Origin of the sequence: uncultured Brevundimonas sp., assembly GCF_937870815.1 — a bacterium.
In the GTDB taxonomy this organism is placed as follows: Bacteria; Pseudomonadota; Alphaproteobacteria; order Caulobacterales; family Caulobacteraceae; genus Brevundimonas.
Map to the genome: position 1 here is coordinate 1 of NZ_CALMZS010000020.1, position 12,014 is coordinate 12,014.

Below are 12,014 nucleotides of genomic sequence, written 5' to 3' on the forward strand. Positions count from 1 at the left end.
TGCCGCATCGATAACCAGACCGAGCTGGACTATTTCAAGGCCGGCGGGGTGATGCCCTATGTGCTGAGGAACCTGGCCGGCGGCGCGGAAGCGATCGCGGCGGAGTAGATTTTCTCCCCGGGCAAGCGGGCAAGTGGGGACAGGCAAGCGGGGACACACACCCCTTTGCGCCATCAAAACAGGCTCGCGCCCAACGCCTCCAGCATGAGGGCGCGCCTCGGCCGCCAGTTGCAGATAGGTCAGATAGTCGCCCTCGTCGAAGAAGGTCGGCTGTCGGCGATTGCCGCGTTGCGTGACATGATGCGGCGTTCCGGGGATCACGACCCGAGCCTGTCTGGCCATTGAAGCGCCCCCGTTCCATCTCTGGCGGCGGGAATGTTCCTTGTTTGTTCTTGTGTCAAGCGGAGCGCGAAAGGGTCTACAATCTGGTGGGGAAGGTGGTGTACGTCCCTGCTTCTGTTACGGAAAGTGGTGTATGTCCCCACTTCAGGGCGTCAACTACCGCGACCGCCCATGGCTCAGAAGGCGGTCATGACCGGACGCGTACGAACCAGCTGAAGTCTTCGAACTCGAACAGTTGGAAGCGGGGTATCGCGGTCATGGCGGAGTTCCTTTGGATTGTTGGTTCGCCGCCGTCGTCCTAGGCGGGCGAGGGACGGATCCAGGAGGGGTCCAGCGGTACGAGCTTCGAGCTTGCGGTGCTGCGGGCGAGGAGCCGATCCTGCTCATCGAACAGCTTTCCTTCGATGAACGCGACCGTCTTGCCCATGGACGTGATCCGCCCCTCGCCGAAGATTCTACCGGGCCGAGCCGGCCTGATGAAGTCGACGCTCAGCGAGATGGTGGTGGGGAAGAGCGACGCACTGGTCGACGCCGTGATCACGCACCCCATGGCCTCGTCGAGCATTGCGCAGAGGAAGCCTCCCTGGAGGAATCCGGACGGATTGGTGAAGCGATGGTGCCCGTCGAACGAGACGCGGATGCGGTTCTCGGAATCGTCGAAGTCGACGAACCGCCAGTCGAGGAGTTCGGCCGCAGGAGGCCGTTGTCCAAGTTGGTCAAAGATCGACAATGCTCCGCCCTCCCCTCGATGGTGTTAAAGATCAGATCGCCCAGCCGCCCGGCGCGAGGAAGGGAATGCCGAACGCGGCCTTACCGAGCAACTCCAGCGTGGACACCTGGTCAAGCTACAACTGCCTTTCGAAGTCCATCGGGCTGAGATAGCCCAAGGTCGAGTGGCGGCGGGTCGGATTGTAGAAGCGTTCGATGTGGTCGAACACTTGGCAAGTGGGGACGGGCAAGTGGGGACCACACCACTTCGAACTCCCCACTTCGATCGGCGTCAGCCGCGCCCGGCCTCCAACAATAGAATCCTTGGACGGTCCAATCAGCAGTACAGAACTCTGGGGTCATCGCCCGAACACCTCGACGCCGATCTCCCCGGCGGGGGTCAGCCAGGCCCGCTTCATGCCCTGGCTGTTGAACGGCGCCGCGATGGTCCCGTCGCGGTCGAGGGCGATCAGGCCGCCGTCGCCGCCCAGCCCGCCGATCTCGTCGATGACCGCCCGCGCCGCCTCGCTCAACGATTGACCGGCGCCGACCCGCCAGCCGACCTGGGCGCAGGCGGCGACGCGGATGAAATATTCGCCCTGGCCGGTGGCCGAGACGGCGACGCGGCCGTCCGCCCAGCTTCCCGCCCCGGGAATCGGCGTGTCGCCGACGCGGCCCGGCATCTTGCCGAACACGCCGGCGGTCGAGGTGGCGGCGGCCAGCCGGCCGTCGCGGTCCAGCACGCAGCAACCGACCGTGCCGTGGCCGAGCGTTCCCGGCGGGTGGTTGTCCTCGCCCTGTCCGGCCCGGGTGAACCAGGCCCCGGGATCCCCGATCCGCTCCAGCTCCTGTTCCGCGCAGAAGGCCGCCGCGCCCGCGCCGACCAGCATGACGTGCGGGGTGTGGTCCAGCACCGCGCGCGCGGCCCGGATCGGATTGCGGAACCCCTGCAGCGCCGCCACGGCACCGGGCCGGCGGCCGTCGCCGTCCATCAGGCTGGCGTCCAGCTCCCAGGCCCCGGCCAGATTGGGGCTGGCCCCGCGCCCGGCGACATAGAGGCCGGAATCCTCGAGCCTCACGGTCGCCTCGACGGCCACATCGAGGGCCGAGGCCCCGGCGCCGAGCCGCGCCTTCATCGCCTCCACCACCTCGCGCATGTGGGCGATCTCGGCGCTGTAGTCGCGCCCGCGCCGGGCGCCCGCGCCGCCGTGGAGGATGAGGGCCGTCATTCGCGCTGGTCTCCCGGCCCGTTCAAACGGGCCGGGGGCTGATTAGCCTCCCCGCAACGGCGGCGCCACGGGGTCCGCCGCGCCCCTGGACGATTTTTGCGCGGTCCCGAACCGGGAAGGGGGCGCTTCCGGCGATATGACAACGGTGTTATGTTTCCCTAGCGGAAGCCTTGTCCGCTCCGGAGGGAAACCGACATGCGCTCGCTGGCCGTCCTCTACGGAGTCGCCGCCTATGCGGTGTTCTTCGCCAGCTTCCTCTACGCCATTGGCTTCGTCGGCGGATTCGCCGTTCCCAAGACCATCGATTCCGGGACGGCCGGGCCCGTGGCGCAGGCCATCCTGATCGATCTCGTCCTGCTCGGCGTCTTCGCGGTCCAGCACAGCGTGATGGCGCGGCCGGCGTTCAAGGCCTGGTGGACCCGGATCGTGCCGCCGCCGGTCGAACGCTCCACCTACGTCCTTCTGGCCAGCCTCGCGCTGATCCTGCTGTTCTGGCAGTGGCGCCCGCTGCCGGCGCCGGTGTGGAGCGCGCCTCCCGGGCCGGCGTCGACGGCGATCATGGGTCTGTTCTGGCTGGGATGGGCGACGGTGCTGCTGTCGACGTTCCTGATCGACCATTTCGACCTGTTCGGCCTGAGACAGGTCTGGGCCTACCGCAGGAAGCGGGAAGTCCCGCCCTCCGACTTCCAGACGCCCCTGTTCTACCGGCTCGTGCGCCACCCCATCTACCTCGGCTTCATCATCGCCTTCTTCTCCGCTCCGGCGATGAGCGTGGGACATCTGATGTTCGCGGTCGTCGCCACCGCCTACATCCTGATCGCCATCCAGCTGGAAGAGCACGATCTGATCAACGTGTTCGGCGAACGCTATCGCGACTACCGGGCCCGGGTCGGCATGTTGCTGCCCCTTCCCCCGCTATGGGGCCGTCGGCCGGGCTGAGGCGGGATCAGCTCCGCCAGGCGCGCAGGGCCGCCGCGGCCGCCTCGCGGTGACGCCTGTGAATATTGGCGCCCAGGGTGGCGATCAGGGCCCCGATGACGGCGGCGTCGTCGGTGAAGCCGATGCCGGCGAAGACGTCGGGGATCGCGTCGAAGGGCAGGACGAAATAGGCCAGTCCGGCCGCCATGACGCCCTTGGCCGCCGGCGGCGTCTCGGGATCCCGGGCGGCGAACCAGACGCTGACCAGCTCGCGCGCGAAAGGAAGCCGCGACGCCGTGCGCCGCATCTTGGGCCAGAAGCCCCTGCTCACCCGCATCTCGTTGACCCGCTGCACCGACGGCACGAGGGCGCGCGACGGGTCGAGGGCTTCTTCCGGCGTGACCGGTTTGGCTTTGGCGGACATGGCGGCTAAACCCCGCGACATTCTCAAGGTTCACACAACATAGGGGCTCGCGCCATGAAACTCGACAGCAGCATCGCCGCAGTGGTCACCGGCGGCGCCTCGGGGCTCGGCGAGGGCACGGCGCGGGCCATCGCCGCCACCGGCGCGAAGGTGGCCCTGTTCGACCTCAACGAGGAACGCGGCGAGATCATCGCCAAACAGCTGGGCGGCGTCTTCTGCAGGGTCGACGTGACCGACGACGCCAGCGTGGCCGCCGGCTTTGAAACGGCCCGCGCCGCCCACGGCCAGGAGCGGCTGACGGTCAACTGCGCCGGCATCGCCACCGGCCAGAAGACCGTCTCGCGCAAGAAGGACACCGGCGAGATCCGCGCCCACGACATGGCCGCCTTCGAGCGCACCGTGCGGGTCAATCTGTTCGGCACCTTCCGGGTGCTGTCGCAGTCGGCGGCCGGGATGGCAGCGCTGGAGCCGATGGCCGACGGCGAGCGCGGCCTGATCGTCAACACCGCCTCGGTGGCGGCCCAGGACGGCCAGATCGGCCAGGCGGCCTATTCGGCCTCCAAGGGCGGGGTCTACGCCATGACCCTGCCGGTGGCCCGCGACCTGGCCCAGGAAGGCGTGCGCTGCAACACCATCCTGCCCGGCATCATGTGGACGCCGATGATGGCCGGCATGGACCAGAAGATCCAGGACGCCCTGGCCGCCGCCATCCCCTTTCCGAGCCGCCTCGGCACGCCGGCCGACTACGCCTCGCTGGTGCTGGAGCTGGCCCGCAACGTCTACATCAACGGCGAATGCATAAGGCTCGACGGAGCCATCCGGCTGGCGCCGCGCTGACGCGCGCTCGGGTGCGCCAACGCTCGCCGCGCGGCGGCTCGCTGCTTGAGCGCGGTTCGGGCGTGGAATTCGGCGCGAAGGGCTTGCAGGGGATCGCGACTGTCCGCTATACGCCCGCCCTCGACTGAAGCGCGGGCGTAGCTCAGGGGTAGAGCATCACCTTGCCAAGGTGAGGGTCGGGCGTTCGAATCGCCTCGCCCGCTCCAGTCGGAACAGCAAAAAGGCCCGGTCTGCGACCGGGCCTTTCTGTTTTGGCGCCGCGGGCCCGCAACATGACGCCGCCTCGCGGCTTGAACATATAAACATATCTTTATATGTCTGGCGACCTTCCCTGCGCTCCAGGAGTCCGCCTTGACCCGTTCGTCCTTCCTGTTCACCTCCGAAAGCGTGTCCGAAGGACATCCCGACAAGGTCGCCGACCAGATTTCTGACGCCGTCGTCGACCTGTTCCTGTCCAGGGATCCCGAGGCGCGGGTGGCGTGCGAGACCCTGACCACCACCAACCGGGTCGTCCTGGCCGGCGAGATCCGCGGCCGGGGGATCATGGACGTCGAGGGCAATTGGGCCCCCGGGGTGAAGGACGAGATCGAGGCCACGGTGCGCAGGGTCGTGCGCGACATCGGCTACGAGCAGGACGGCTTCCACTGGGAGAGGCTGACCTTTGAGAACCACCTGCACCCGCAGTCGGCCCATATCGCCCAGGGGGTCGACGCCACCAACGACAAGGACGAGGGCGCCGGCGACCAGGGGATCATGTTCGGCTACGCCTCGAACGAGACCCCGGAGCTGATGCCGGCGACGCTGCAGTACAGCCACAACATCCTGAAGCGGCTGGCCGAGGTGCGTCACGCCGGCGGCTCGAAGCTGGAGCCCGACGCCAAGAGCCAGGTGACCCTGTACTATGAGAACGGCAAGCCGGTGCGGGCCACCTCGATCGTGCTGTCCACACAGCACGCGCCGGGCCTGTCGTCGGACGACGTGGCCGCCATCGTCAAGCCCTACATCCGCGAGGTCCTGCCGGATGGCTTCATCACCAACGAGACCGAGTGGCACATCAATCCGACCGGCTCGTTCGAGATCGGCGGGCCCGATGGCGACGCCGGGGTGACCGGGCGCAAGATCATCGTCGACACCTATGGCGGCGCGGCCCCGCACGGCGGCGGCGCCTTCTCGGGCAAGGATCCGACCAAGGTCGACCGCTCGGCCGCCTACGCGGCCCGCTACCTGGCCAAGAACGTGGTCGCCGCCGGCCTGGCCGACCGCTGCACCATCCAGATCAGCTACGCCATCGGGGTGTCGCATCCGCTGTCGGTCCATGTCGACCTGCACGGCACCGGCCGGATCGACGCGGAGATCCTGGAGCGCGAGCTGCCGAAGATGATCGGCGGGGCCACGCCGCGCGCCATCCGCGAGCACCTGGGGCTGAACAGGCCGATCTACGCCCGCACCGCCGCCTACGGCCATTTCGGCCGCCAGCCGGACGCGGACGGCGGCTTCTCGTGGGAGAAGACCGATCTGGCGGAGCGGCTGAAGGCGCTGGTCTGAGGTTCCAGGTTTTAGGGACCAGGTTTTAGGGACTAGGTTTTAGGGAAAAGGACCAAGCCTTCTTCCTGGCCCTCGAACCTGGCATCTGGTCCCTCTAGAGCCCCGCCCCATGGCCTCCCCCGACGATCCCGCCCGCCGCCCGCTCCGCTCGTTCGGCCGCATCAAGTCGCGCGCCATCAAGCCGCGTCAGGCGGCCCTGTTCGACACCCTGCTGCCCTCCATCGCCCTGCCCGATCCGGCCGCCGGCCCGCTGGACCCGCAGACCCTCATGCCCGGCGCGAAGGCGGTCTGGCTCGAGATCGGCTTCGGCGGCGGCGAGCATCTGGCCGAACAGGCGTCGCGTCACCCGGACGCGCTGGTGATCGGCTGCGAGCCCTTCCTGAACGGCGTCGGCTCGGCCCTGCGCCACATCGAGGAGGGCGGGCTGAAGAACGTCCGCCTGCACGCCGGCGACGCCCGCGAGGTGATGGCGGCCCTGCCCGACGCCAGTCTGGACCGGGTGATGATCCTGTTCCCCGACCCCTGGCCCAAGGCGCGGCACAACAAGCGGCGGCTGGTGCAGGACGAGACGGCGCGGGAGATCGCCCGCCTGCTGAAGCCCGGCGGCCGGCTGCGCTTCGTCACCGACTGGAAGGACTATGCCGACTGGGCGCTGGAGCGGTTCGAGCGGACGCCGGGACTGGAATGGACGGCGGAGCGGGCCGACGACTGGCGCGAGGCCCCGGCCGACCACGTGGTCACCCGCTATGAAGAGAAGAAGCTGGGCGACACCGCGCCGATCTTCCTGGAGTTCGTGCGGGAGAGTTGATGCGGCGTCATCTATGGCGTATAATGCCATATGTCCGCAGAACGACTGATCCGGGTCAAGGAGGTCTTTGAGGACGGAGCCATTTTGCAGATCACGGTGTGGCGGCTTCTGGAACCCATTCCGCCGAGCCGACATCCGTTCAAATATAGCCTGTTCTACGGCTATCCCGGCATTCGTCTGGTGGCGTTCGACAACGAGCGTGGCAAGGGCGATCACTGCCACATCCAGGACGAGGAAAAGGCCTACGCTTTCGTATCCATCCAGGCCCTGCTCGCGGATTCCGCCGCGGAAATCAGAAAGACGGGACGCAATCTATGACCAAGCGTGAGTTTCATGTCGGCGAGGGCTTCGACGAAATCGCCGCTCGCGTCACCGACGTCTGGGAGCGGGCGGAACGCGGCGAGACGGTCGCGCCCCAGGATCATTTCGTGTTCGAGAATTACGAGACCCTGCTGAAGGTGCTGACGCCGAAACGCTTCGCCCTGTTGCGCCGGTTGCACGCCCATCCCGCCGCCAGCGTGGCCGCCCTGGCCCGAGACCTGGGCCGCGACTACAAGCGAGTGCACGAGGATGTCGAGGCCCTGACCGCCGCCGGCCTGATCGAACGCGACGGCGGCCTGACCGCGCCGTATGACGCGATCGAAGCGCGGATGGCGATGTGAGGCGCGAGCCCTACAATCCCAGTTCCTTCAAGAGTTCGGTTGCCGAGAGCTTTGAAAGCCGATCATTCATCTGAACGCTCGTGCGGCGGCGTCTCGTTTTCGACGGGTCCTTCAAGGCTTCCAGCGGCAGCAGCTTTCCATCTCGATAGGCGTACCACTGTCGGTACGCGCTGAGCGGCACCAGTTTTCCGTCCGCCCCGAGATGTGAATGGCGTTGCTGATAGAACTGCATCGGTTTTTGGACATAGCTGCCGCGGTCCTTCCCAAAGAGCACTCCCTCGACCAGCAGTCCGTCTGGAGTAACGGTCGCAGAACCAACGGGACGACCGCTCAGAGCGTCCGTCTTCGAAAGGAAGAGATGAATGGTCTCTCCGATCGCCAGCGCTATTCCTTGGCCCACATCGAGTTTGGCTGGACGCGCTGTGGGATCTCCGACTTCCTGAACAAGGCCAATGCCGAGTTCGCGAACGATGATGTCGCTCTCCGATTCCGCGATGTTTTTCCGTTTCGCTTCTATGGCTTGCGCCGCCTCAGCGGTAAGGCCGACGTATTTTGCAAACATGGTCAAACTCCTTCTCCAGTTAGATAAGCAGCTTTATAGAAAATAAGCAACTTAGTTTCTTGGTTCGGATTCAAGATGACAACGGTGCCTCCTTCGCCTATACGCCCCCTCACATCGTTAGACCGGCGTCCAACGGCGCCGTTTGAAGCGGCGGCCCCGGATGGCCCGCCGCTTTTTGTTTGGACCAAAGCCTTTGAAGGCCAAGACCGTCGAAGACCGCGCTCTGCTGGAGCTGATCGAACCCGTGGCGGAAAGCCTGGGCCTCGACATCGTGCGCGTGCGGCTGATGGGCGGCACCCTGCGCCGGCGGCTGCAGATCATGGCCGAACGGCCCGGCGACCACGACATCGCCGTCGAGGAATGCGCCCGGCTGAGCCGGGCCGTGTCGGAGGTGCTGGACGCCGCCGACCCGATCAGCGGCGAATACCTGCTGGAGGTGTCGTCGCCGGGCGTCGACCGCCCGCTGACCCGACTGACCGATTTCGACCTGTTCGAGGGCTATGAGGCGCGGCTGGAGACGGACCGCATGATCGAGGGGCGGAAACGCTTCAAGGGAACGATCGCCGGGACCGACGGCGACAACATCGCCATCGACCTGGAGGGGGAGGCGGACACCGCCCTGATCCCCTTCGCCTGGCTGGTCGACGCCAAGCTGGTGCTGACTGACGAACTGATGAAGGCGGGCGCCGAGAAGCGCGCCGCCCGTAACGACAACACTGAGACCGAGGACTAGACCATGGCTGTCGCCGGCGTTTCCGCGAACCGACTCGAACTGCTGCAGATCGCCGACGCGGTCGCGCGCGAGAAGAACATCGACAAGGAGGTCGTCGTCGAGGCGATCGAGGAGGCGATCCAGAAGGGCGCCAAGTCGCGCTACGGCGCCCACCACGACATCCGCGCCAGGATCGACATCAGGTCGGGCGAGCTGAGCCTGACCCGCCACGTCACCGTGGTCGAGGACGACTGGCGGCCGGAAGACGAGCTGGAGGAGTTCAACGACAGCGCCATGGTGCGCCTGAAAGACGCCCTGAAGCGCGACCCGGAGGCCCATGTCGGCAAGGAATATGTCGAGGAGCTGCCGCCGTTCGAGTTCGGCCGGGTGCAGACCCAGATGGCCCGCCAGGTGGTCATGGGCAAGGTCCGCGACGCCGAGCGCGCCAACCAGTACGAGGAGTTCAAGGACCGTGTCGGCGAGATCGTCAACGGCACCGTCAAGCGCGTCGAATACGGCAACACCATCGTCGACCTGGGCCGCGGCGAGGGCATCATGCGCCGCAACGACTCGATCCCGCGCGAGGTGTTCAACATCGGCGACCGCATCCGCACCTACATCTACGACGTGCGGCCGGAGGCCAAGGGGCCGCAGGTCATGCTGTCGCGCTCGCATCCCGGCTTCATGGCCAAGCTGTTCGCCCAGGAGGTGCCCGAGGTCTATGACGGCGTCATCGAGATCCGCGCCGCCGCCCGCGACGCCGGTTCGCGCGCCAAGATGGCCGTGCTGTCGAACGACTCCTCGATCGACCCGGTCGGCGCCTGCGTCGGCATGCGCGGCTCGCGGGTGCAGGCGGTGGTCGCCGAGCTGCAGGGCGAGAAGATCGACATCATCCAGTGGAACGCCGACGAGCCGACCTTCATCGTCAACGCCCTCGCCCCGGCCGAGGTGTCGAAGGTGGTGCTGGACGAGGAGGCCGACCGCGTCGAGGTGGTGGTGCCCGACGAACAGCTGTCGCTGGCCATCGGCCGGCGGGGCCAGAACGTCCGCCTCGCCTCGCAGCTGACCGGCTGGCAGATCGACATCATCACCGAGTCCCAGGACTCCGAGCGCCGCCAGCGCGAGTTCGCCGAACGCACCGCCCTGTTCCAGGAGGCGCTGGACGTCGACGAGGTGATCGCCCAGCTGCTGGTCACCGAGGGCTTCGCCACGGTCGAGGATCTGGCCTTCGTCGAGCCCTACGAGATCTCCGACATCGAGGGCTTCGACGAGGACACCGCCGAGGAGCTGCAGGCCCGCGCCCGCGACTTCCTCGACCGGCAGGCGGCCATTCTCGATGCGAAGCGCAAGGAACTGGGCGTCGAGGACGGCGTGCTCGAGGTTCCGGGCGTCACCCTGCCGATCGCCGTCGCCCTCGGCGAGGGCGGGATCAAGACCGTCGAGGACCTGGCCGACCTGGCCACCGACGAGATCCGCGGCGGCTATGAGGTGAAGAACGGCGAGCGGGTCAAGCTTCCGGGCGTGCTGGAAAGCTTCAACCTGGCCCAGGAAGAGGCCGAGATGCTGATCCTCCAGGCCCGCGTCGCCGCCGGCTGGATCGACGCCTCCGAACTGCCGCAGCCGGAGCCGGAGCCGGAATACGAGGGCGAGGGCGAGTATGACGCCGAGGCCGTCTTCGCCGCGCCCGAGGGTGAGGAAGAGACGGCGCCGGAAGGCGACGAAGACGAAGTCCCCGCCGGGGACTCCGAACAGCCCGAAAACGCGTGATGGGAGACCGGGCCGTTCATGGGGTTGCGCGACGCGACGATTGAGAGGGAACGCCGGGACCTGGTGACGCACCAGGTCATGGACGAATCTCGCCTGGTCCGCTTCGTCGCCGCCCCGGACGGCACGGTCGCCCCCGATCTGGCCCGCAAGCTGCCGGGCCGCGGCCTGTGGGTCGCGGCCGACCGCGCCTCGGTCGAGGCGGCGGTGAGGAAGAACCTGTTCGCGCGCGCGGCCAGGGCGCCCCTGAGGCCCGCCGCCGACCTGCCCGACCTGGTCGAAAGCCTGCTGTTCCGGCGCTGTCTGGACCAGCTGGGGCTTGCCCGGCGCGAGGGCGTGCTTATCTCGGGGTTCGAAAAGGCGGCCGCCGCGATCCGTTCGGGCAAGGCCGCGTGGATCATCGAGGCGGCGGACGGGTCCGCCGACGGACGCGGCAAGCTGCTGGCCCTGGCCAAACACCGGACTCCGCCGCCGAAAGTCTGCGGGGCTTTCACCGCCGACGATTTGAGTTTGGCCCTCGGGCTGGAAAATGCGATACACGCCGTCCTGCTTGAGGGCGGGCGGGCCGATCGCTGGACCTTCGAGGTCGAACGACTGGCGGGATTTCGACCGCTTCTGCCCCCGGAGTGGGGTGCGAGGCCGGCTGAGGACCCGGACAAGGATTTGAACGGGCGGGGTTCTGCTCCCTGAGCGGGGGGCGGGGCGCCGCACGACTTTTTGTGTTTGAACGAGACGATGGCGGATATTCCGCCGTCCCGAGTAAAGCGACCGGATGACTGACGAGAACGACAAGACCAACGACGGCCAGCAGACCCCGACCGGGACCCCGTCCCAGACGGGGCCGCGCGCGCCGCTGAGCCTGAAGCCCCGGCAGGCGGGATCGGTTTCGACCGGCACCGTGCGCCAGAGCTTCAGCCACGGCCGCACCAAGACCGTGGTGGTCGAGACCAAGCGCCGGGTCGGCGCGACCCCGGGCCACCAGCGCCCGCAGGGCTTCGACGTCGCCCGTCCGAAGACCGAGGCCCCGGCCGCGGCCCGTCCGGCCGGGCCGCCGCGCGAGGCCGGCGGCCTGTCCGCCTCCGAGCAGGAGGCGCGCCGCCGCGCCATCGAACTGGCCACCCGCCAGCAGGCCGAGCGCGACGCCCGCGGCATCGCGACGTTTCGCCGACCGGGGCTTCAGCATTCTTGGCCCGGATCCCTGATCACGCGCGATCATTGTCGATTTCTCGCCACGCGGAATGGAAGGCGATCGCGTTTCATAGCCGCGGAAATGTATCGAATGCTGCGGCCTGTGTTGGAAAGCCGACATTCGTCCTGGCCGGGCTGGTTTGCCACGTCCGCAAACCGGCGGACCCGGCGTCGAACCGGGTCCGGCAGCATTGGCCCGGTTCCTGCAGGTCGCTCCGCGCAATCTAGAGAACCTCCAATGCTGTGCGCCGGGGGCCGGCGCGGAGTGACGATGCTTGTGGGCACGCGCAGCGCCGAACTCGACCGACGATCCGA

General features: G+C 67.6%; 14 protein-coding genes, 1 tRNA gene and 1 pseudogene. 11 read left to right on the forward strand and 5 right to left on the reverse strand.

Translation table 11 applies throughout. The annotated features are described in order from the left end of the window. Nucleotides 1-640 precede the first annotated feature (640 nt). The 3 genes and pseudogenes from Q0588_RS01435 to Q0588_RS01440 form a co-directional block, all read right to left on the reverse strand. Complete coding sequence (locus Q0588_RS01435) at nucleotides 641-1,072, reverse strand: PaaI family thioesterase (protein WP_298743088.1); 432 nt, start codon at nucleotides 1,070-1,072, stop codon at nucleotides 641-643. A 115-nt stretch (nucleotides 1,073-1,187) separates the two neighbouring features. Continuing rightward, a pseudogene (locus Q0588_RS15985) lies at nucleotides 1,188-1,280 on the reverse strand (IS3 family transposase); the annotation flags it as partial. Nucleotides 1,281-1,409: 129 nt separating this feature from the next. Beyond that, nucleotides 1,410-2,279 (reverse strand): isoaspartyl peptidase/L-asparaginase, encoded by an 870-nt coding sequence (locus Q0588_RS01440; RefSeq protein WP_298743089.1) that lies wholly within the window; start codon nucleotides 2,277-2,279, stop codon nucleotides 1,410-1,412. Nucleotides 2,280-2,474: 195 nt separating this feature from the next. Here Q0588_RS01440 and mddA point away from each other — a divergent pair, with 195 nt between their 5' ends. After that, on the forward strand, nucleotides 2,475-3,218 hold the full coding sequence (mddA, locus tag Q0588_RS01445) for a methanethiol S-methyltransferase (RefSeq protein ID WP_298743091.1): 744 nt from the start codon (nucleotides 2,475-2,477) through the stop codon (nucleotides 3,216-3,218). 7 nt (nucleotides 3,219-3,225) lie between these two features. On the opposite strand, the gene Q0588_RS01450 is transcribed toward mddA, so the two are convergent. Then, entirely contained in the window at nucleotides 3,226-3,621 is a 396-nt protein-coding gene (locus tag Q0588_RS01450) for a YkvA family protein (protein WP_298743093.1), read from the reverse strand. 54 nt (nucleotides 3,622-3,675) lie between these two features. Between Q0588_RS01450 and Q0588_RS01455 the strand changes: the two genes are divergently transcribed. The 6 genes from Q0588_RS01455 to Q0588_RS01480 all read left to right on the forward strand — a co-directional run bounded on the left by Q0588_RS01455 (nucleotide 3,676) and on the right by Q0588_RS01480 (nucleotide 7,473). After that, nucleotides 3,676-4,458: an SDR family NAD(P)-dependent oxidoreductase gene (locus Q0588_RS01455; protein WP_298743095.1), complete on the forward strand. Its 783-nt coding sequence runs from the start codon at nucleotides 3,676-3,678 to the stop codon at nucleotides 4,456-4,458. 131 nt (nucleotides 4,459-4,589) lie between these two features. Continuing rightward, a tRNA-Gly gene (locus Q0588_RS01460) sits at nucleotides 4,590-4,664 on the forward strand. Between the two features lie 145 nt (nucleotides 4,665-4,809). Then, nucleotides 4,810-6,003, forward strand: a complete 1,194-nt coding sequence (metK, locus tag Q0588_RS01465) for a methionine adenosyltransferase (protein ID WP_298743096.1) — start codon at nucleotides 4,810-4,812, stop codon at nucleotides 6,001-6,003. Between the two features lie 109 nt (nucleotides 6,004-6,112). Then, complete coding sequence (trmB, locus tag Q0588_RS01470; RefSeq protein WP_298743097.1) at nucleotides 6,113-6,811, forward strand: tRNA (guanosine(46)-N7)-methyltransferase TrmB; 699 nt, start codon at nucleotides 6,113-6,115, stop codon at nucleotides 6,809-6,811. A gap of 30 nt (nucleotides 6,812-6,841) precedes the next feature. Further along, the gene (locus Q0588_RS01475; protein WP_298743100.1) at nucleotides 6,842-7,129 is read left to right on the forward strand and encodes a DUF6516 family protein; all 288 of its coding nucleotides are present in this window, start codon (nucleotides 6,842-6,844) and stop codon (nucleotides 7,127-7,129) included. Next, complete coding sequence (locus tag Q0588_RS01480; RefSeq protein ID WP_298743102.1) at nucleotides 7,126-7,473, forward strand: hypothetical protein; 348 nt, start codon at nucleotides 7,126-7,128, stop codon at nucleotides 7,471-7,473. The genes Q0588_RS01475 and Q0588_RS01480 overlap by 4 nt, the downstream gene beginning before the upstream one ends. Nucleotides 7,474-7,483: 10 nt before the next feature. Here Q0588_RS01480 and Q0588_RS01485 read toward each other — a convergent pair whose 3' ends face one another. Then, nucleotides 7,484-8,035 (reverse strand): hypothetical protein, encoded by a 552-nt coding sequence (locus Q0588_RS01485; protein WP_298743103.1) that lies wholly within the window; start codon nucleotides 8,033-8,035, stop codon nucleotides 7,484-7,486. A gap of 193 nt (nucleotides 8,036-8,228) precedes the next feature. Between Q0588_RS01485 and rimP the strand changes: the two genes are divergently transcribed. From rimP to Q0588_RS01505, 4 genes are all read left to right on the forward strand, one after another. Continuing rightward, nucleotides 8,229-8,768, forward strand: coding sequence for a ribosome maturation factor RimP (gene rimP, locus Q0588_RS01490; RefSeq protein WP_298743104.1), 540 nt, complete (start codon nucleotides 8,229-8,231; stop codon nucleotides 8,766-8,768). Between the two features lie 3 nt (nucleotides 8,769-8,771). Beyond that, nucleotides 8,772-10,514: a transcription termination factor NusA gene (gene nusA / locus Q0588_RS01495; protein WP_298743105.1), complete on the forward strand. Its 1,743-nt coding sequence runs from the start codon at nucleotides 8,772-8,774 to the stop codon at nucleotides 10,512-10,514. 18 nt (nucleotides 10,515-10,532) lie between these two features. After that, nucleotides 10,533-11,201: an RNA-binding protein gene (locus Q0588_RS01500; RefSeq protein ID WP_298743107.1), complete on the forward strand. Its 669-nt coding sequence runs from the start codon at nucleotides 10,533-10,535 to the stop codon at nucleotides 11,199-11,201. Between the two features lie 82 nt (nucleotides 11,202-11,283). Then, a partial coding sequence (locus Q0588_RS01505; protein ID WP_298743109.1) for a translation initiation factor IF-2 associated domain-containing protein occupies nucleotides 11,284-12,014 on the forward strand: 731 nt, incomplete at its 3' end.

What these genes read in the sequence shown, in the direction of transcription:
- mddA (WP_298743091.1), top strand. Translation starts at nt 2,475, where the DNA reads ATGCGCTCGCTGGCCGTCCTCTACGGAGTCGCCGCCTATGCGGTGTTC.
- Q0588_RS01480 (WP_298743102.1), top strand. Translation starts at nt 7,126, where the DNA reads ATGACCAAGCGTGAGTTTCATGTCGGCGAGGGCTTCGACGAAATCGCC.
- Q0588_RS01500 (WP_298743107.1), top strand. Translation starts at nt 10,533, where the DNA reads ATGGGGTTGCGCGACGCGACGATTGAGAGGGAACGCCGGGACCTGGTG.
- nusA (WP_298743105.1), top strand. Translation starts at nt 8,772, where the DNA reads ATGGCTGTCGCCGGCGTTTCCGCGAACCGACTCGAACTGCTGCAGATC.
- Q0588_RS01455 (WP_298743095.1), top strand. Translation starts at nt 3,676, where the DNA reads ATGAAACTCGACAGCAGCATCGCCGCAGTGGTCACCGGCGGCGCCTCG.
- Q0588_RS01450 (WP_298743093.1), bottom strand. Translation starts at nt 3,621, where the DNA reads ATGTCCGCCAAAGCCAAACCGGTCACGCCGGAAGAAGCCCTCGACCCG.
- Q0588_RS01475 (WP_298743100.1), top strand. Translation starts at nt 6,842, where the DNA reads ATGTCCGCAGAACGACTGATCCGGGTCAAGGAGGTCTTTGAGGACGGA.
- trmB (WP_298743097.1), top strand. Translation starts at nt 6,113, where the DNA reads ATGGCCTCCCCCGACGATCCCGCCCGCCGCCCGCTCCGCTCGTTCGGC.
- Q0588_RS01440 (WP_298743089.1), bottom strand. Translation starts at nt 2,279, where the DNA reads ATGACGGCCCTCATCCTCCACGGCGGCGCGGGCGCCCGGCGCGGGCGC.
- Q0588_RS01485 (WP_298743103.1), bottom strand. Translation starts at nt 8,035, where the DNA reads ATGTTTGCAAAATACGTCGGCCTTACCGCTGAGGCGGCGCAAGCCATA.